The sequence below is a fragment of the Paenibacillus sp. FSL H7-0756 genome (genome assembly GCF_038006765.1).
In the GTDB taxonomy this organism is placed as follows: domain Bacteria; phylum Bacillota; class Bacilli; order Paenibacillales; family Paenibacillaceae; genus Paenibacillus_AQ.
Map to the genome: position 1 here is coordinate 1,646,139 of NZ_JBBOVT010000003.1, position 20,373 is coordinate 1,666,511.

A 20,373-nucleotide genomic window follows, 5' to 3' on the forward strand; every position below is an offset into this window, starting at 1 on the left:
TGAGGGGGTGGGGGATGGATGTCCGTCGCCCCCGTTTTTTTAACGAAGAATAATCCCAAGTAAGAAGGAGTTGAACCATGACCAAGACCTCAAGGTCCCTGCGCAGAATTTCAGCCCTGCTCCTGGGCACGCTTCTGACGATTCCAACATTAGTGTCTCCTGTCTCGGCAGATATTGCCGCTACGCATGTCTATCATAATCATATGCCGAATTTCTGGGCTTACTATGACCTGAACACTTACAATTCCACCCCTGTAGGCAGTCCGATCCGTTATACCTACGATGGCGAAGTCATCCAACTGAAGCAGAATCCGCCCGCGGGATATCCCTATTATCTGCCGAATGGATCTCCCATGCCCCACGATGATCTGGTCTCTTATTATTCCCATCACGCCAAGACGGGCGCGTATTTAACCTGGCCCTGGAGTGTGGCGAACACGCTGCACAGCAATCATCCCCAGGCGCAGATGCATGTTACCATGTCGGGGTCTGTGGTGAACAATGTAAACAGTATTATTCAACAAGGGAATGTAAGCGGATACAACGATCCGGCCTGGGGAACCCCGTGGAAGAATGCCGTGAATCAGCTTCGGACCACAGGCGGCGACAACATGCTCGACCTGATTCATTTCTCCGGACACCATTCCATGGGACCGCTGGTCGGCAACGATTATTTGCTCAAGGATATGATCTATCATGGAGCGACGATGGCTCAGCCTTATTTCCTGAGCAGCAGCTATAAGTCATCGAAGGGTTTTTTTCCGACAGAGCTGGGGTTCTCAGAGCGGATCATTCCGGTGCTGAACAAGCTCGGCATCCAGTGGTCCGTGATCGGCAACAACCATTTCTCCCGCACGCTCAAGGATTACCCGCTGCTGGATAGTCCGGGCAAGGACACGATGATCTCGCCGCCCAACCGCAGTGATCTGCAGAATGTCAGCACGGCGGGGGCCTGGGTGAGTGAACCGATGTTCAATGAGCAGCAGGTGGTCTATAATAAATATCCTTTTGCCTCAACGGCTCATTGGGTCCGTTATGTGGACCCGGCAACCGGGGCGGAATCGAGAGTGGTTGGCGTACCTGTCGCGCAGGCGCAGTCCTGGGAAGAAGGATATCTGGGCCAGGTAAAAGCAGATGCGCTTAAGCCGTATGAGAATCTGGCTCTGCAGAAGCAGATTTTTGTCGTGGCCCATGACGGAGATAATTCTTCGGGCCGGGCCGGCTCTGAGGAGACCTGGCGAAATGCCGGGAATGTCACCTATGCCAGCAGCGGTGTGACCGGAATGGGGATCGATGAGTATCTGCGCAGCAACACACCGGCCGCTTCCGATGTGGTCCATGTGCAGGACGGCTCCTGGATCGATACCCGGGATTCGTCCTCTGATCCGACCTGGTACCATTGGCATTTGCCGTTTGGGATCTGGAAAGGCCAGTTCGCGGCCTTCAATCAGGTGAACGGGACCGCTTACGCCCCGAAGAAGAATCTGGCGGGTGTCGAGGAAGGCATGACGGTATCCTTCGAGAAGGGCTATCATTATCTGGAGCGTAATTTCGCGTTATTACAAGCTTCCCTGAACTATGCCAAGACCGCCGAACAGATCTGGCTGGAGGAGCATCCGAATTACTGGAAGCCGGCGAACCCGCTGGACCGTGAGGTGACCTACGAAGGCAACCAATTGAATCCGTGGATGCTCTCCTATCCCGTGAAGGGCAACACCGCGAACGACTATGCCGGAGGCGCCAGTCCCGCCGAGCTGGCCTGGTACTTCCTGCTGCCTGCGATGGACTCGGGCTTCGGTTATTATGATGAGAATGTGGATGACAGCGTGAAGCCGGCGTTGTCCTTTAATCAATCGCTGTATTTCTCCAAGCCCTATGTATCGCAAAAGCTGGCCAAAGACAAAACCGGCCCCTCGGTCTGGTGGCCGCAGCGCTACCCGTACAATCCGGGCAGCGCGAATGTCAGTAAGGCAGAAGGCTGGACCCTTCAGCATTATAATAATGCTTTTGCCATCTATACCTATGCTTTCGATACCAGCGGAATCAGCGACATCAAGGTGAAGGTCCGGGCACACCGTGATAAGACGGCAGACGCAGCGGATAATACTTTTAAAGTATATGATCCAGCAGGTCTGGCCGCAGCCGGGGTATCTGGTATTGATCCCGCCAAGGTTGGTGCGTGGACGGAATACCCGATGAATGTCCGCGACCTGAGCGCCGATATTAACGGTGTCGACTGGCAGCCAAGCAGCAAGACGATTATGCAGAAGGTTCCGGCCACAGATATCGGGAACCTGTATTTCTCTTACATTTCCGATTACCGCGATCAGCTATTGGACTACTACATTGAAGCCAAGGATGCCAAAGGCAATGTGACCAAAAGTGATATCCAGCAGGTCTATGTCGGTGCCGGCAAATATACGCTGGAGAACGGAAAATATAAGGAGAGCATCCAAGGTACTATTGAAGGGACGCATCCATTCATCACAGATGTGCCTGCTGTCCCGGATAATGAAGCTCCGGCTGCTCCAGCGAACTTGCAGGCCACAGTGGTTAATGCTTCTTCTATCGGGCTGACCTGGAATGCCGCGACAGATAATATCCGTGTTACCGGCTATGAGATCTACCGCAATGGCGTTAGAATCGGAACAACTACTTCCACCTCATATACAGACAGCGGCTTGTCAGCCAGTACAGCCTATGAATACAAAATTAAAGCCTATGATGCCTCCGGTAACCTCTCCGGCTTCAGTGCGGCAGCAACTGCCACCACACCGGCGGGCAATAATGTAACGATCTATTATAAGCAGGGTTATTCCACGCCTTACATCCATTACCGCCCGGTTGGAGGGACTTGGACGACCGCCCCGGGCGTAGCGATTCCGGCCGCCGAGCTAGCAGGCTATAACAAAATCACCATTAACATCGGCGCAGCCACCCAGCTTGAAGCCTGCTTCAACAACGGCAGCGGCACGTGGGACAGCAACGGCGGCAGCAATTATCTATTCGGCAGCGGCACCTGGACCTACACGCCTACAGGCAATATTCAGCCGGGTGGTCCGGTGACGCCAACGGCATCGCCGACTGTAGCACCGACAGCTACGGCAACGCCTAAGCCAAGTGCCACGCCAACGGCGGCACCGACCGTAGTACCAACAGCTCCGGCAACACCTAAGCCAAGTGCCACACCAACGGTTGTGCCAACGGCTACACCAACGGCTACACCGACGCCCATCGTGACGCCAACGCCAACCGTAGCACCTACAGCTACACCGACGGTAGTACCAACAGCTACGGCAACACCTAAGCCAAGTGCCACGCCAACAGCTACACCAACCGTAGCGCCAACGGCGACACCTGTGCCAACCGCCACACCGGCGGGCAACAGCGCGACGATCTATTACAAAAATACAGCATTCAGTAACTCCTATATCCATTACAAGCTGGATGGGGCAACGGCCTGGACGACTTCACCGGGTGTGCAGATGCAGGCCTCTACTTTCAGTGGCTACAAAGCCATTACCATTCCGCTCGGCAGCGCCACAGGCCTGACCGCAGCCTTCAATAACGGCAGCGGTACCTGGGACAACAATGGCGGGAATAACTATCATTTTGGCACCGGCAGCTCGAGTCTGGTAGGAGGAAGCTTGACCTCCGGGGAACCGCAGGCGGATAGCGTAACCTTCCGGGTTACCGTTCCGGGCTCGACTCCGGCAAATGCTCAGGTCTATCTGACGGGTTCGTTCAACAGCTGGAATGCGGCAGATCCGGCCTACCTGCTGACCCGTGGAAGTGATGGGATATATTCCATCACCTTGAACCTTCCGGCAGGCAGCGCCGTGACGTATAAGCTGACGCGCGGAAGCTGGGCCACGGTAGAGATCACTTCCAGCGGAGCGGATATTGCGAACCGTACGCTTACACCCGCAGGCGGTGCACAGACGGTGACGCTGACCGTGAAGCGCTGGAAGGATCAGTAGCAGGTTATTGGTCAATTTATTATCCAGGAGTGTCTGATCCACGAATCGCCCCTTTTTGGATGGTGTAATACAGCCCTCTGAGAATGGGCGATTTCTTTTGACTTAAGATGCAGAAATAGATGGATTTTCTCCACCTGCTGCTTACAAAATTTGCGCCGAAGAAACAATAGTTGGACAACCAACACTTAATCATTCACATTTACGAGAAATAGCAGAAACAAACATAATTAGTTGTCATTTATCCACTTGCTTCCGGTAATTTAGCAGAAAAGGGCGAATCAAGCTACGTTTTTCCAATTGTTTGCCGTGAACCGGTCACTTCTGAAGAGCAGGGCTGAAACTATTTGGATTGGAGGAGTTGAGGATTGGAGAAATGAGGAGTTGAGGAATTAAAGTTTGCAGAATCGGATAGTTGCGGGTTGAGGTGTCAGGGTGTTGAGGTGTTGATTATTTAAGGAGATTTAGGGTTGTGTAACTCCACCACTTAAACAGCGCAGCGGGCGGACTGATTGTGGAGAAGCGGCAGCGTTCGCCTTTGTTCACGGATTTTTACCGCTGAGTCCATTCTAATTAAATCCGGGAACAACAGCGATCGGAACAACGGTCCGTTTGCGGAGCGTCCACTAGAGAGCCTACATCACTCCTCCACGCTCCAGGCTCTTCTATCTCAGACATCGTCCCCTCCTCGCCCCAGGCCTTTAGATCTCAGACACCGCTCCTCCCTCGACTTTATATCCAGTCCTCCCTGGCACTCCCTCCCAGCGCACATCCCGCTCCCCGCACATTTTACACTCCGTTGATAATCGCCGCCGGAACTGGTATTTTGCCGAAAATGCAGGTAGAGTGTTCTCATGGACATTTACACGAGGGAAGAGGACCGCCGCAGATGAAACCATTCCGCATTCGACTTACCATCATACTTATGGCACTGATAGGAATATCAATGACCGGGGCCGGGATCACCATGGCTCAGCTGTTCAAGGATTCGCATATTTCCGTGCTGGAAGAAAACATGTCCCGGGAAATAAAGCTGCTCTCCGGCACCTTCTCATTCATGGATACCAGCAGCCCGGAGGCCGTGACCTACTATACAGAACAGGCAGAGAAAATCTCAATCTTGACCGGATCACGCGTCACCTTCATTACGAAGCAAGGCCAGGTCATCGGCGACTCGGAGAAGAATCCGCGCGAGATGGACAACCACTCTACCCGCGAGGAGGAGCTGCTGGCCGCGAAGGAAGGGATTGGCCGGGCGATCCGTTACAGCGATACGTTAGACCGCGAAATGATGTATGTGGCAGGTTCCGTGTCCTCGGATCAGGGCTTTAACGGGTATATCCGGCTGTCGATGGGGCTGGATACCGTATCCGAAGGACTGAACCGGGCGTGGATGATCATGGCAGGGGGGCTGGTGCTGCTGTTCATTGCCGCAACCTTGGTGAGCTACAAAGTGGCTTCCAGTATGACCTCACCGCTGGAGCAGATCACCAGAGTGGCGCGGCGGATTACCGATCTGGATTACGATGCCCGGGTGCCGATGAAGCGCAAGGATGAGATCGGCCAGCTGGCAACAGCCATTAACGCGATGGCCGACAGTCTCCAGGCCCAGCTGAAGACTATCCGCGACAATGAGGATCTGCTGCAGAGTGTACTCGACAATATGACCGGCGGCATCGTGATGATTAACGAGGAAGGGGAGATTGCCCTGCTCAACCGGGCCGCCGAACGGCTGCTCGATGTGAAGCACAGCGAGATGACCGGACATTCCTACAAGGAGATTAAGCATCATTATGAGCTTACCCGGCTGATTGATGATGGCGTGTCCGCAGGTGAGCCTATTCATGAAGAGCGCAGCATTTATAATCCGGTGGAGCGGATTGTGCGTCTGGACGGGGTGCCGATGATCCAGGACGGCTGCTCCCGGGGGATGCTGTTCCTGCTTCAGGAGGTTACTGAGATTCGCAGACTTGAGAAAATGCGCAGCGAATTCGTCGCCAATGTCTCCCATGAGCTGAAGACCCCTGTCGCTGCGGTAAAAGGCTTCGCCGAGACCCTCCTCGGCGGGGGCGTTACGGATGAGAAGACAGCGCGTTCGTTCCTGCAGATTATCTACGATGAGAACGAACGGTTGAACCGGCTGATCGGCGACATCCTGGAGCTGTCCAAAATCGAATCCAAACGCGTTCAGCTGGAATGCTCCCCGGTTCATCTGATCGAGTTCTTCGATTCTGTGCTGGAAACGCTCAGTAAGGTGGCGGAGAAGAAGAAGATTACGCTCAGCTCGGATGTGCCTGCGGAGTTATTCATTGAGGGAGATGAAGACAAGCTGCGCCAGATCTTCATGAATCTGCTCTCCAATGCGATCAACTACACCCAGGACGGGGGCAATGTCAGAGTGACCGCCGTGAGCATCCAGAAGAAGGATGGCACCGAGAGTGTGCGCTTTACAGTCAGTGATACGGGGATGGGGATTCCGCGCAAGGATCTGCCCCGGATCTTTGAACGCTTTTACCGGGTGGACAAAGCCCGCTCCAGAAGCTCCGGCGGAACCGGCCTTGGTTTATCTATCGTGAAGCATCTGGTCGAGCTGCATCGCGGATCTATTAATGTAGAGAGCGATCTGGGCATCGGCAGCTCGTTCATCCTGGAATTGCCGCTGCTGCAGGAAGAGAATGAATAACTCTGCGGAGTCTAATAGAGAATAAATTTATGATTTTACACTAAGTTAACATTGTGGTGCTATGATGTGCATGTGTGCAGTTTTGTAAAATTAATAACCTATGAAAAGACGGGGGAACCTATGGCACAACGATTGCTTGTCATTGAAGACGAACCGACACTGGCCCGGCTGCTGTCTTATAACCTGACACAGGAAGGCTACGAAGTGACGGTGGAGGATCATGGAACGGCAGGATATGACCGTGCGACTAGAGAACCTTTTGAATTGATCGTACTGGATCTGATGCTGCCCGGCATGAACGGCATTGACATTCTGGATAAATTGCGTGGACAAGGCATCCGCACACCGGTGATCGTGCTGACGGCCAAGAATGCGGAAGAGGATGTGGTCCGCGGGCTGAAGTCAGGGGCGGATGACTATATTACGAAGCCCTTCGGCGTATCCGAGCTGCTGGCCCGGGTCAGCGCAGTATTGCGGCGGATCTCCGGCATTGCCGAAGAAGCTCCGCCCGAGACAGCAGTATCTGCATCGACGATTATTCTCGGACAGCTGGAGATCTATCCTGAGCGTTATGAAGTCTCACTGGGCGGACAGAGCATCAATCTGCGGCCGAAGGAATTTGAAGTGCTGTTATATCTGGCCCGCAAGCCAGGCGTCGTTCTGACGCGGGATGATCTGATGAATGCGGTCTGGGGCTTCGACTATATCGGAGGTCAGCGTACCGTTGATGTGCATGTCAGTTCCTTGCGCAAGAAGCTGGAGCTTGACCCTGAATCCGTGCATATCGATTCCATTCGCGGCGTGGGCTACAAACTGGTCGTCAACAAAAAAAGAACACCTGTCATCTAACATGGCGGTGTTCTTTTCACAAGATAAGCACCTTCTCCTCCGCTCCCTGTCTTACTGCACAAGGATTTTACACTGCGTTAACAATTCTCTGGAGCTCTATTTACACTGAAAGCTTATCATGGGGAACGAAGATGATGAGAAGGAGACAACAGAAACTAATGAAATCCATCATTGACATAGAGAAGCTAGATCTCTACTATGAGTCATTCCATGCCCTGAAGAACGTGGATTTGCAGATTCCGGAGAAGCAGGTGACCGCTTTTATCGGACCTTCCGGCTGCGGGAAATCCACACTGCTGCGTACTCTTAACCGTATGAACGACATGATTCCCGGAACACGTATTGAAGGTAAAGTAAATATCGGCGGCAAAAACATCTACAGCGACGAGATCGAAGTGGAGAGTCTGCGCAAGCAGGTGGGGATGGTGTTCCAGCAGCCCAATCCTTTTCCCAAATCGATCTATGATAACGTGGCTTACGGCCCGCGTCTGCACGGTGTGAAGAGCAAAGCCGAGCTGGATGTCCTTGTAGAGCAAAGCCTGCGCCAGTCCGCGCTCTGGGAGGAAGTGAAGGATTTCCTCAAGAAGTCTGCCTTAAGTCTGTCCGGCGGGCAGCAGCAGCGTCTCTGTATTGCCAGAGCCCTTGCCGTACAGCCCGATATTCTGCTGATGGATGAGGCGACGTCAGCGCTCGATCCGGTGTCCACGCTCAAGATTGAGGAGCTGGTCCAGGAGCTGCGGGATAAGTATACGATTGTAATGGTCACGCATAATATGCATCAGGCCGCCCGGGTATCGGGACGCACTGTATTTTTCCTGAACGGTGTCATTGTGGAAGCTGCGGACACGGAGCTGTTATTCTCCAACCCGAAGGATTCCCGCACAGAAGACTATATCTCCGGCCGCTTCGGCTAAGAATGGCTGCTTCGTAAGTCTTAGGTTCACTCCGTTCACCCGATATGACCATATGTTTTTGAGGAGGAGCACTTTCGATATGATTCGCAGAAAAGAATTCGACAAAGATCTGGAAGAACTGCGTACCCTGCTGCAGCAGATGGGCGAGCATGTAACGGATGCCCTGGATGGTGCGATACTGGCCCTGCAGACCCTTGATACGGCACGGGCGCAGGAGATTGTCAAAGCGGACCTGCGGCTGAACGCCATGGAAGACCGGATTATGGAGATCGGCTCACGGCTGATCATCACCCAGCAGCCGGTGGCGAAGGATCTGCGCCGCATTATTGTAGCCTTTAAAATCTCCAGCGATCTGGAGCGTATGGGCGATTTGGCACTGGATGTAGCCAAGGTAACGATGCGCATCCAGGGGCAGCAGCTGATCAAGCCGCTTGTGGATATTCCGCGCATGGCTGAGCTGGTCACGATCATGACCACGGAGGCGATTCAGTCTTATCTGGACGAGAATACGGATCTGGCCTACAAAATGGCGCAGGATGACGATCAGGTAGATGGCCTGTACAGCGCGATGATTAACGAACTGTACACGTATATGGTTCAGAAGCCTGAAACCGTGAATCAGGCGATGCTGCTCACACTGGTTGGCCGTTACATTGAACGGATTGCCGACCATGCCACGAATATTGGCGAGAGTGTAGTGTATCTGGTTACAGGTAAACGTCCGGATTTGAACCAATAACCGCATAATGTTGGCGCATAAATACAGCTAAGCAGAGCTCTGCGCCTTGAACGTCAGACAGCAAGCCACCTCCCCGGGGCTTGCCTTTTTTTGTTTTAAAGCGCGCGTCACTTGGCAAACCTGTATTCCATACCATTAGCAGCAGCTAAAGGCCGGAGCAGGTGTGGATCTGTGGCCTCAGGTTCTTTTTTGTACGGAGCATATGGTACTATGTAAAGAGAAAGCAAGATAAAGGCGAGGTGCTAGTGTGGACAAGCTGATACTCATTGATGGAAATAATATCATTTACCGGGCGTTCTTCGCCATGCCGCCGCTGACGAATACAGCGGGACAGCAGACGAATGCGGTATACGGTTTCACGACGATGCTGCTCCGTCTGCTGGAGGAGCATAAACCGACACATATGATTGTGGCCTTCGACGCGGGGAAGATTACTTTCCGGCATGAAGGCTATGAAGATTATAAGGGCGGACGCCAAAAGACCCCGCCGGAGCTGTCCGAGCAGTTCCCTTTGCTCAAAGAGCTGCTGAAGGGTCTGGGAGTTCCGCAGTTCGAGATTGCCGGCTACGAGGCTGACGATATTATCGGCACCATCTCCAGGGAAGCGGATGCCGCCGGCCGTCAGGTGATGATTGTGTCGGGGGATAAGGATATGCTGCAGCTGGCTTCCGAGCATACCACCATCGCGCTGGTGCGTAAGGGAGTTACGGAAGTGGAGCTGTACGGGCCTAAGCAGATCCGTGATAAATATGATCTCACCCCTGAGCAGATTATTGATCTGAAGGGGCTGATGGGCGATGCCAGCGACAATATTCCCGGGGTGCCGGGAGTCGGGGAGAAGACGGCGCTTAAGCTGCTCCAGCAGTTCGGATCGGTGGAGGGCGTGCTGGCCGGAACCGGCGAACTGAAGGGGAAGATGAAGGAGAAGCTGGAAGAACATGCGGACAGCGCTATCATGAGCAAAAAATTGGCGACGATCTACCGTGAGGTTCCGCTTGAGCATACCTGGGAGGATATGGTGTTCAGCGGTATTGTTGCCGATACGGCGGGCCCTGCCCTGGCGAAGCTGGAGTTCAAATCCCTGCTGGAACGCCTGTCGCTGAGCGCCTATTCGCATGCGGCGGACGGCGGTCTGTCCGGCCCCGCAGCGGTGGAAGCGGCAGAGCTTACGATTACCATCGTTGACGAAGCCGGAATAGAGAAGCTGGTTCAGGCACTGCCGGACATCTCCGCCCTGCATGTGGAATCTAACGGCGAGAACCCGCACCGCGCCGAAGTGATCGGCCTCGGGCTGTCTTCGCCGGAGCAGCATTACTTTGTGCCTTTTGCCCTGCTGAAGAGTGAGGCGGCAGCACCCTTGCGTGACTGGCTCGGTGACGAGCAGGCACCGAAGAGCGGGTATGATCTGCACCGTGCCGATCTGGCGCTGCATTGGCAGGGGATTGCTTTTGCCGGGGCTGCTAACGATGTTCAGCTGGCCGCTTACCTGCTGGACCCGACTGAAGCGAGCCAGAATCTGAATGACCTGACCACGAAATACGGCCTGCCCCGCTTGTCGCCGGATGAGGATGTTTTTGGCAAAGGGGCCAAATATAGAATTCCTGAGCTTGCAATTCTCGGTGAGCATGTCGCCCGCAAGAGTGCGACTGTGCTTGGCATTGTGCAGAAGCAGCAGGAGGAGCTGGATAAGACGGACATGACCGGTCTGTTCCAGGACCTGGAGATGCCGCTATCACGGATTCTGGCCGATATGGAGAAGCAGGGCATTGCTGTGAACAAGGATGATCTCATTCAGCTCGGCAAGGAATTCGAAGCCCAAATCTCCCGGCTGGTCACTGAGATCTACGCCGCCTGCGGAACCGAATTCAATCTGAATTCTCCGAAGCAGCTGGGCGAGGTTCTGTTCGTGAAGCTCGGTCTGCCGGTTGTGAAGAAGACGAAGACCGGATATTCGACCGATGCCGAGGTACTGGAAAAGCTTGCGCCTTATCATGACGCCGTGCGCCTGATTCTGCAATACCGCACCCTGGCCAAGCTGCAATCTACGTATGTCGAAGGTTTAATGAAGGAAATTTCGCCGGAGACCGGCAAGGTACACACCTTTTACCGGCAGACTATTGCGGCCACAGGCCGGCTCAGCAGCCAGTTCCCGAACCTGCAGAATATTCCGATCCGGCTCGAAGAGGGCCGCAAGCTCCGCAAGGTTTTTGTTCCCTCCGAACCGGGCTGGTCGATTCTGGCAGCGGATTACTCGCAGATCGAGCTGCGTGTGCTGGCGCATATCTCGGGCGATGAGCGGATGAAGGAAGCTTTTGTCGAGGATATGGATATTCATACTAAGACTGCCATGGATGTATTCGGCGTCCTTGCGGAAAGTGTGGACAGTAATATGCGCCGGTCCGCCAAAGCAGTTAACTTCGGAATTGTGTACGGCATCAGCGATTACGGCCTGTCGCAGAACCTGAACATTCCCCGTAAGGAGGCAGCCCGGTTCATTGAACAGTATTTCGAGGTGTTCCAAGGTGTGCGCCGTTACATGGATGATATTGTGGTCGAGGCCCGTAAGCAGGGGTATGTGACTACGCTGCTGGAACGCCGCCGTTATCTGCCGGAGATCAATGCGAAGAACTTCAATCTGCGCTCCTTCGCAGAACGTACCGCGATGAATACGCCGATTCAGGGAACCGCTGCGGATATTATCAAGCTGGCCATGGTTCATATGGACAAGGCGCTGCATGAGCGCGGCCTGAAGAGCCGGATGCTGCTCCAGGTACACGATGAGTTAGTGTTCGAGGTGCCGGAGGAGGAGCTGGAGCAGATGAAGCAGCTGCTGCCCGAGGTGATGGCCGGAGCGCTGCAGCTGTCTGTTCCGCTGAAGGCAGAGGTAAGTTATGGCAGCAACTGGTACGAAGCGAAATAGGCTCCCCGCGCATGGCAGATATCCGGTATAATGGAGTGGAGGTGAGCCATGATGCCGGAATTGCCGGAAGTCGAAACAGTCAGAAGAACACTTAATGAGTTAATTACAGGCAAGCAGATAGAGCATGTCACCGTCCGGCTGCCGCGGATTATTCAGCGCCCGGATGATATTCAGGCCTTTGCCCATATGCTGGCAGGCCATAGTGTGGTTACAGTTGAACGCAGAGGCAAGTTCCTGCGTTTCGTATTTGACGGGCTGGTGATGGTCTCCCATCTGCGGATGGAGGGCCGTTACGGCGTGTACCGTGAGGGCGAGCTGTTGGACAAGCATACGCATGTTATTTTCCATTTCACAGACGGGACAGAGCTGCGTTATACGGATGTGCGCCAATTCGGGACGATGCATCTGTTCCAGCCGGGAGAGGATCTGCAGCTGAAGCCGCTGAACAAGCTGGGGCAGGAGCCGCTGGATGCCGATTTCACGCTGGAACGGTTCAAGGAGATTGTCGCGAAGCGGAGCACTAAGATCAAGCCGCTGCTGCTCAATCAGGAATATATAGTAGGTATCGGCAATATTTATGTAGATGAGTCCCTGCATCGTGCAGGAATCCACCCGGAGGAGACCGCGAAGTCCCTCACGGAGGATCAGCTGGCCAGGCTGCACCATGCTATTGTCGCAACACTGACAGAGGCTGTGAATGCCGGAGGCTCCTCCGTGAAGTCGTATGTCAACGGCCAGGGGGAGAGCGGAAGCTATCAGGATCAGCACAAGATCTATGGACGGAAGGATCAGCCTTGTGCTGCCTGCGGCACACTGATTGAGAAGAGCGTGGTCGGCGGACGGGGAACGCATTATTGTCCCACCTGCCAGCCCGTACCTGTACAGATTCTGTAGTTTTTATTTAGAGTCAGCGCTGCATTTACCGCCCTTTTCCGGGCCAGTTACACCTGAGTTATAACCGTTCTGTATAAAGGCAGGCACTTACTGCCCGTCCCGCCCATATAATGTGTGAAGATTGCTGATTATGGCGAAACGGAGCTCCGGCTTGGATGCTTAATCCACCGGCTCCGGTTCTTCACGGGAGGGATTGCGGGTGCTGAGCCCATTGTTGTCTTTGCTGTTGCTTGCGTTTGCGCTTAGTCTGGATGGATTTGGTGTAGGCATTACATATGGACTGCGTAAAATGAAAATCCCCTTGCTTTCCATTATCATTATTTCGCTCTGTTCAGGGGTAGTCATTTATGGTTCTATGCAGGTCGGCGTGCTGCTGGCCAAGGTAGTCTCGCCGAATGCCGCTTCTAGTGTCGGAGCGGTTATTCTCGTCTTAATGGGCTGTTGGTCCCTGTTCCAGATGCTGACGCAGAAGGAGAAAGAAGAGACTGCGTCTGCGGCCGCAGAGGGCCATTCCGGACAGGAAGTCAGGCTGGAGACTGCTGCTGCCGCACAGAGTGCCGAGACAGTGCTGAAGCCGGCTGTGTTCTCGCTGGAGCTGCGCCATCTGGGCGTGGTGATACAGATTCTCCGCACACCGTCTTCCGCTGATATGGATGCTTCGGGGAGCATCTCCTCCATGGAAGCCATGATTCTGGGGATCGCGTTATCGCTGGATGCCTTCGGGGCCGGCCTCGGTGCGGCACTGCTCGGATTCAGCCCGTGGTCCACCTCGCTGATGATCGCTGTATTCAGCGGAACCTTTTTGCTGATGGGAATGAAGACTGGACTGAAATTATCCGGCAGCTACTGGATGAAGCATGCGGCTGCGCTGCCCGCGATATTATTAATTGTAATGGGTATAATGAAGTTATTATGAGGTGAGTACATGATTATAGGCTTAACCGGAGGCATAGCTTCGGGGAAAAGCACCGTGTCTGCACTGTTTGTCCGCAAGGGAGCTGCACTGGTGGATGCCGATGTCATCGCCAGAGAGGTGATGCTCCCCGGACATCCGGTGCTGGCGGCAGCGGTGGAGGCTTTTGGAGACCGCATCCTTTTGCCTGACGGTTCGCTGGACCGGGCGGGTCTTGGTGAGATTGTCTTCCGGGACCCGGAGGCGCTCAAGACACTGAATAACCTGACCCATCCGGCAATCCGCAGGGAGATCAAGGACAGAATGTATGCGCTTGAGCAGGAGAATCCGCAGCGGCTGGTCATTGTCGACATTCCGCTGCTCTACGAATCAGAGCTGGATTCCTTATTTGAGCAGATTATTGTGGTCTATGTTCCGAGAAGGGTGCAGTTAGCCCGCCTCATGGAGCGCAGCGGAATGAAGCTGGAACAGGCTGAGGACCGGCTGAGGTCGCAGATGGATATTGAGCTGAAGCGCAGGAAAGCGAATTATGTGATCGACAATAGCAGTGATCTGCAGTCTGCCGAGCTTCAGGTTGCCCGGTTGTGGGACAGGCTGGGCTTGATATGATGAAGTGGTTACGTAAAAAAAGAGTCCTGCTGCTGTTGTTCATCGGCTTCACCGCGATTCTGTTTCTAGGCTCCAACTGGATGTCATGGTTTTATCCTATTCATTATAAAGCAGAGATCCGCCAGCACAGCCGGACGTATGAGATGGACCCGTTCCTGGTGGCATCCATTATCCGTGTGGAGACCAATTATAAGACCGGACGCGAATCTAAAAAAGGAGCACTCGGACTGATGCAGCTTATGCCGGATACCGCCAAGTGGGCGCTAGAAAAGGCCAAGCTTCCTGAGGTATCGCTGGAACGGCTGAAGGAAGAGCCCTCGTCCAACATTGAACTGGGTACCTGGTATTTGTCTACGCTCTCTAAGCAGTTTGACGGCAACCGTATAGCAGTTATCGCCGCCTACAATGCCGGACCCGGCAAGGTGCAGAGCTGGCTGGATGAAGGGCAGTGGGACGGAACAGAAGCCTCTGTGAAGGACATTCCGTTCGGTGAGACCCGTCATTACGTGCAGCGTGTGATTTATTATTATGATCAATACACCGAGCTCTACAGTGAGTTCTAGGATGAGTTCTAGAGTGCCTGTTACTTCTGCTGCTGTTATGTAAAAAGAAGCATCAAACGGCCGGAGCCGTTCGATACTTCTTAGGCAAGCTTATGTCGTGTGGGCAGGTATTATTTGTACTGACCTGCCAGTTGCTGTTCAGCCAGGGTTACAAGACGTTTAGTGATGTAACCACCGATCGAACCGTTTTCGTAAGAAGTTTTATTGCCTTGGTATCCGTCTGGGGAGAGGGTGATACCTAGTTCCTGGGCAACTTCATATTTCAGTTGTTCCAAGGCACCGCGTGAGTTTGGAGCTACCAGGTTATTGGAGTTGTTATTTTGGCTCATTGCTGTTCACCTCCTATCGGTTGGTAACTGTATTATGTGCCGGACATGTCAGATTCATAACAACAAATAAACGGTGTTTTCTGGAAATTAAATGATGCCCGCATAGCCCTTGTGTATCAAGGGACGGGGCCTAACCATTCTAATGATGAGGAAGTGAAGAAGCTTATGAAATGTCCTTACTGCGACCACACCAATACCAAGGTCCTGGACTCGCGCCCTGCCAACGAGAATAAGTCCATTCGCCGCAGGCGGGAATGCGAACTGTGCAGCCGCCGTTTCACCACCTTCGAGATGATTGAAGAGACCCCCCTGATTGTGATCAAAAAAGGCGGCAGCCGTGAAGAGTTCAGCCGTGACAAAATCCTCCGCGGCCTGATCCGCGCCTGCGAGAAGCGTCCGGTCCCTGTAGAGCGCCTGGAGGTCATCGTATCTGAGGTGGAGAAAAGCCTACGCGGCATCGCTCTCGCCGAGATCGAGAGCCGCCAGATCGGCGAGCTGGTCATGGAGCAGCTCTACCCTGTCGACGAGGTAGCCTACGTCCGCTTCGCGTCCGTGTACCGCCAGTTCAAGGACATTAACATGTTCATGAAGGAACTGAAGGGACTGCTGTCCAAGACTGAGGAGCTGGACGGGCTGTAAGCTTCGCCGTTTAGAAGTGAAGGATTCGATTGGGGTAGTGGGGCTGGCCTTGAGGTTGAGAGGTCAGTTCCCGGGTGGAGCGTCTTGTATCAAAATTAATTTCGGAAAAGTGTTGACACTGAAAGCAGATTTCTGTATTATATAGAAGTCGCCTACGAAACACATTGATGAATAAGCGACTTGAGCTTCTCGCTCAGATCAGATTTTAGAATACATAATGTAATTCTAAATTGGCAAAATTGTAAAAATATGGGGCCATAGCTCAGCTGGGAGAGCGCATCGCTGGCAGCGATGAGGTCAGGGGTTCGATCCCCCTTGGCTCCACCAATTTCATACGGACTCTTAGCTCAGTTGGTAGAGCAGTAGACTCTTAATCTATTTGTCCAGGGTTCGAGCCCCTGAGAGTCCATCACATGAAGAACGGCAGAGATGCCGTTCTTTTTTTGCTTTTAAATAAGATGTTTATGAATTTTGTAGACGGTTAATATATAATTTGTATTCGTCTACACATCGAATTTATTTTGACGTATAATAAATACAGACATTGATGTCGTGACATTTCTAGTTGGGGGGGTATGCTTCGGATGGCTAATGAAATGAATCAGGCGGCAATTGTGAAGGTGAAATCATGGATGGCGGAGAACGGCAGGTCCATTCAGTGGCTTGCTGATCAAATCAAGGTTAGCAAGGCTTTGATGGGGCATATTCTGAGCGGTGAGCGTCAGTTCCTGCCTAAACGTATGGTGCAAGTCGCCGGTGTGATGGGAATTACTATAGAACAATTACTGGCTCCTGAACAAGCGGAAGAAAAGGAATATACCCTAAGTTTAAGGGGAAATGCGGATTCGCGAATTGCTAAACGGCATTTGAATATTTTACTGAATGCTATTCAGAATAGCCGTCATTTGGAAAAGGAATATGTGGAGGTCGGACGATAATGCCCTCCATAAAACAGCAGTCTGAACAAATGGGTGAAAACTTTGCATATGAAGTGCTGACTGAACAGATTGGAGCGCTAACCTTTATTGGGTCGGGAGTCGAAGAAAAATTGCGGGAACATGCCTCTGTGATTTATCAAAATATCCCGGACCCTCTTTTTTTTGGTGCTACTGTTAGTTTTGACGATGATAAATATGTAATGCTTAATACTTATCAGCCATTGAGAACCCGTTATTATACTGCTGCACATGAGCTTTGGCATGTTCTGAATTTTGAACAACTATTACCTCAGCAGCTGGATGTCGAACGGGCAGCAGATCGATTTGCTGCGGCTCTCATGATGCCTAGGCAGATTATTCGCTTGGTATGGCCGAAGCTTAAGAAGAAGTTCAAAGAACCGAAGGCTATTTTGATGATTGCAGATATGGCTTCTGTCCCATATGAGGCTGTTGCCAGACGAGTGAATGAATTAGAGCTGCCTATCTCTACAGAAGTATTGAAGCTGACGGATACAGAATGGAAAGAGCAGCGCAGTGCGTCTTCATTGCCAACCAGTCCGTTTGATGAAGCGTACATCGAGGAGTCTTTTGAAAGATATACTAATGTTGTTGCATCTGTTCTTGAGCAAGGGAAGCTCTCATCCTTAGAGGCGGCTAACCTCTTGGCGCATATCGCTCCAGAGCAAGCCAGGGAGTATCAGGAGGCCGCATTAACGCTGATGACGACTACTGAAGCCTCAGAGGATAAGGAAGAATGACGAGGCGCAATGCACATGTGTTTATTGATGCCAATATTATTAATTTCGCTGTGACTTACCAAAAAAGTGACATACTGGGCTGGCTGGATGAACTATACGATACACTGTACGTTCACTCTGAAGTTTTGGCCGAAATATTAATCGAATCCAATAAAAAGATTGTGCTGGAATATATTGATAAAGGGAAATGGATCTTCTTCGATCCAAACGATCCCGAGCAGATAACAGATGATGAATTTCCAATCTACGAACGAATTGTTAATTATATTGAGCAAGGCTTCAAGCGACTGGACGAGAAGAAAAAGCTTCAGGGCAGACGTATAAAAGGAACGAGCGATACAGGTGAAATTCATTCCCTGGCAGCCGCGATATTCCTGTCGGTTGGCTATATATGTAGTAACGATTATGATATTAGAGAAGTAATACAGGACGAGCAGTTGCTTGTGGGTTCAGATGAAGCCCTTACTCCGGAATTAATCGTACAGGATACTATAGAGGATTTATGCTTTTTGTGTGTGAAAGAGAATATCTCTACTAAAAGAGAGGTCCGTCAGTTTTTTAAGTTTGTGTATAATCAGGACCCTGATCATAAAAGGCATATTAAGCTGACGGCGCTTGATAGAAGAATAAATTTTTTGATAGATGAATAACTTGATTCGAATTACTGAGGTCCATCAAAAGAATGGCAAGCCTATGAATTTAACACTAAAACTTATAGTCAACGATTTGTAGGCCCACAGACTTATCTGTGGGCCTGTTTTTCGTACCAAATTCCACCAAACTTATGATATAGTAGAGAGAATCTAACCGGAATTATAGAAGTTTTAGAAGAAAAATCAATTTTATATGAATGCAGGAGGTAAAATGGCAAAGCAACCGATTATTAATGGAAAAGTAGTAGAACGGTCTTACGAAGATTATCGTAATAATCTATATCTTGTTAATCGTAGGTATCAAAGAAAACTTGTTTGGGGGGTATCGGAGAAAAGAGCATTTATTGACTCTTTAGCAAATGGATACCCTGTTCCGTTATTTTTATTTTCCATAAGTGAATATAAAGGTATTGTCAGAAATGAGATTATTGATGGAATGCAAAGATTAAATGCAATTTTTTCATTTATAGAAAATGAATATCCGTTGGAAAACGGTTATTATTTTGATCTCTCCGCAACAGCAATAACAAAAGATTTGCTTGATAATGGTGTTTTAGAACAAAAATATCCTATGCTTGATCGTTCACAGTGTGTTAAAGTAGTTAGTTATGAATTACCTTATTCTATATATAATGAAAGTGATCCAGACGTGATTGATGAAGTATTTAGAAGAATTAATTCCAATGGTCAACATTTATCACGTCAAGAAATTAGACAAGCAGGTGCAACAAGTGAATTCGCTCAACTAGTCCGTATGCTATCTACACAAATTCGTGGAGATGTATCACATGATGATATCCTTTTACTTTCTCATATGAAAGAAGTGAGTATAAATCAAGACTTGAATGATACAGGCATCAATGCAGATTCTGTGTTCTGGGTAAAGGAAAATATAATTAATAAAGAAGATTTACGTCAATCCATGGATGAAGAACAAGTAGCAGATTTACTGGCTGCAATGGTTCTTCACCCAATCCCTCCATCAAATGTTAGTGTTTTGGATGAATATTATGGTTTTCGAAATGTTGATTCAGAAACTCGAGGGAGGAAAATTGAAGAAGCAGTATTAGCAGTTAATCCAGAGAGGCTCTCCGAACAATTCCTCTATATCCTTGATGAAATAAAAAAGGTTTTTTACAATCGCTCAAAGACAATAATTGGTCTGATTGTTGGGCCAAGATTATATAAAGGTCCTAGATATTTTCAAATTCTATTTTTAGCGTTGTATGAATTGTTAATAAGACAAGAGAAAAAAATAAAAGACTACGATAAACTTTATCAAAATATGGAAAATATCAGCAGTAGAACGATGAATATTGCTGGCGGTGGCGGTTGGTGGACTAGTAAGGAAAAAACTGATTTGGTGGCAGCGACAGTGGGAGTCATTGCTTCTAATTTTGTAGACCGTAATGATGGTGACCCGATGTATTATTCATATACGACTGAGGTTGAGACTCTGCTTAAACAATCGCATACTGAAAATAGTCAGTATGATTTTAAACAAGGGATTTACAATATAATTACAGGTGAACGTAATGATGATCTCGTAAAGAAAATAATTAAAACATTAACCGCAATGGCGAATTCAGGGAAAAACTCAGTGGGTTATGTTATTATTGGTGTCGCTGATAAAATTGAAGATGCAGAGAAAATAAGTAAGAGATATAATACTGATTATTTAAAAGTAGGATCATTCTATATAACTGGAGTTAACGGTGAAGTAAACGAGTTTGACAAAGGAAATTATGATAGTTATTATGCAATATTTAAAAATGCGATAAATAGTGCGCCTATATCCGAGCACTATAAACGACAATTGGGCTCGAAGATAAGAATGGTTAACTACTATTCAAAATCTGTAATAATACTTAAAATTATTTGTGACAACGGAGCTGCTATTTTTGAGAATGGTTATTTTACTAGAGCTGGTGCAAGTAATGATCCAACACCAGTGTCACCGGAAAGCATGCCATCATTTTTTTCTAAATTTTAATT

At 50.5% G+C, this 20,373-nt stretch carries 16 protein-coding genes and 2 tRNA genes; 17 read left to right on the top strand and 1 reads right to left on the bottom strand.

All coding sequences use genetic code 11. The features are described from left to right. Nucleotides 1-77: 77 nt before the first annotated feature. The 10 genes from NST04_RS32945 (at nt 78) to NST04_RS32990 (ending at nt 15,061) form a co-directional block, all read left to right on the top strand. Nucleotides 78-3,980 carry a carbohydrate binding domain-containing protein gene (locus NST04_RS32945; protein ID WP_341187972.1) on the top strand — a complete coding sequence of 1,301 codons (3,903 nt, stop codon included), beginning with the start codon at nt 78-80 and terminating at the stop codon, nt 3,978-3,980. 886 nt (nt 3,981-4,866) lie between these two features. Then, the gene (gene pnpS, locus NST04_RS32950) at nt 4,867-6,660 is read left to right on the top strand and encodes a two-component system histidine kinase PnpS (RefSeq protein WP_341187973.1); all 1,794 of its coding nucleotides are present in this window, start codon (nt 4,867-4,869) and stop codon (nt 6,658-6,660) included. Between the two features lie 120 nt (nt 6,661-6,780). After that, nucleotides 6,781-7,509 (top strand): response regulator transcription factor, encoded by a 729-nt coding sequence (locus tag NST04_RS32955; protein WP_036725566.1) that lies wholly within the window; start codon nt 6,781-6,783, stop codon nt 7,507-7,509. A 158-nt stretch (nt 7,510-7,667) separates the two neighbouring features. After that, nucleotides 7,668-8,423 (top strand): phosphate ABC transporter ATP-binding protein PstB, encoded by a 756-nt coding sequence (gene pstB, locus NST04_RS32960; protein ID WP_036695861.1) that lies wholly within the window; start codon nt 7,668-7,670, stop codon nt 8,421-8,423. Nucleotides 8,424-8,502: 79 nt separating this feature from the next. Next, entirely contained in the window at nt 8,503-9,162 is a 660-nt protein-coding gene (gene phoU, locus NST04_RS32965; RefSeq protein ID WP_036695863.1) for a phosphate signaling complex protein PhoU, read from the top strand. Nucleotides 9,163-9,409: 247 nt separating this feature from the next. Further along, nucleotides 9,410-12,082 (top strand): DNA polymerase I, encoded by a 2,673-nt coding sequence (polA, locus tag NST04_RS32970; RefSeq protein ID WP_341187974.1) that lies wholly within the window; start codon nt 9,410-9,412, stop codon nt 12,080-12,082. Nucleotides 12,083-12,133: 51 nt separating this feature from the next. After that, complete coding sequence (gene mutM, locus NST04_RS32975) at nt 12,134-12,976, top strand: DNA-formamidopyrimidine glycosylase (RefSeq protein ID WP_341188131.1); 843 nt, start codon at nt 12,134-12,136, stop codon at nt 12,974-12,976. 199 nt (nt 12,977-13,175) lie between these two features. Then, nucleotides 13,176-13,892 carry a manganese efflux pump gene (locus tag NST04_RS32980; RefSeq protein WP_341187975.1) on the top strand — a complete coding sequence of 239 codons (717 nt, stop codon included), beginning with the start codon at nt 13,176-13,178 and terminating at the stop codon, nt 13,890-13,892. 9 nt (nt 13,893-13,901) lie between these two features. Next, nucleotides 13,902-14,498 carry a dephospho-CoA kinase gene (coaE, locus tag NST04_RS32985; protein ID WP_341187976.1) on the top strand — a complete coding sequence of 199 codons (597 nt, stop codon included), beginning with the start codon at nt 13,902-13,904 and terminating at the stop codon, nt 14,496-14,498. Continuing rightward, nucleotides 14,498-15,061: a lytic transglycosylase domain-containing protein gene (locus NST04_RS32990; protein WP_341023209.1), complete on the top strand. Its 564-nt coding sequence runs from the start codon at nt 14,498-14,500 to the stop codon at nt 15,059-15,061. Before coaE ends, NST04_RS32990 begins: the two co-directional genes overlap by 1 nt. Nucleotides 15,062-15,171: 110 nt before the next feature. Here NST04_RS32990 and NST04_RS32995 read toward each other — a convergent pair whose 3' ends face one another. After that, entirely contained in the window at nt 15,172-15,390 is a 219-nt protein-coding gene (locus NST04_RS32995) for an alpha/beta-type small acid-soluble spore protein (protein WP_036695868.1), read from the bottom strand. A gap of 165 nt (nt 15,391-15,555) precedes the next feature. Here NST04_RS32995 and nrdR point away from each other — a divergent pair, with 165 nt between their 5' ends. The 7 genes from nrdR to NST04_RS33030 all read left to right on the top strand — a co-directional run bounded on the left by nrdR (nt 15,556) and on the right by NST04_RS33030 (nt 20,371). After that, entirely contained in the window at nt 15,556-16,029 is a 474-nt protein-coding gene (gene nrdR / locus NST04_RS33000; protein WP_036725557.1) for a transcriptional regulator NrdR, read from the top strand. A 251-nt stretch (nt 16,030-16,280) separates the two neighbouring features. After that, nucleotides 16,281-16,356: transfer RNA gene (locus NST04_RS33005), tRNA-Ala, on the top strand. Between the two features lie 9 nt (nt 16,357-16,365). Beyond that, nucleotides 16,366-16,438: transfer RNA gene (locus tag NST04_RS33010), tRNA-Lys, on the top strand. 175 nt (nt 16,439-16,613) lie between these two features. Then, nucleotides 16,614-16,967 carry a helix-turn-helix domain-containing protein gene (locus NST04_RS33015; protein WP_341187977.1) on the top strand — a complete coding sequence of 118 codons (354 nt, stop codon included), beginning with the start codon at nt 16,614-16,616 and terminating at the stop codon, nt 16,965-16,967. Continuing rightward, nucleotides 16,967-17,725 (top strand): ImmA/IrrE family metallo-endopeptidase, encoded by a 759-nt coding sequence (locus NST04_RS33020; protein ID WP_339313443.1) that lies wholly within the window; start codon nt 16,967-16,969, stop codon nt 17,723-17,725. Before NST04_RS33015 ends, NST04_RS33020 begins: the two co-directional genes overlap by 1 nt. Further along, nucleotides 17,722-18,375: a hypothetical protein gene (locus NST04_RS33025; protein WP_341187978.1), complete on the top strand. Its 654-nt coding sequence runs from the start codon at nt 17,722-17,724 to the stop codon at nt 18,373-18,375. The genes NST04_RS33020 and NST04_RS33025 overlap by 4 nt, the downstream gene beginning before the upstream one ends. Nucleotides 18,376-18,589: 214 nt before the next feature. Then, the gene (locus NST04_RS33030) at nt 18,590-20,371 is read left to right on the top strand and encodes a GmrSD restriction endonuclease domain-containing protein (RefSeq protein ID WP_341187979.1); all 1,782 of its coding nucleotides are present in this window, start codon (nt 18,590-18,592) and stop codon (nt 20,369-20,371) included. Nucleotides 20,372-20,373: the final 2 nt, after the last annotated feature.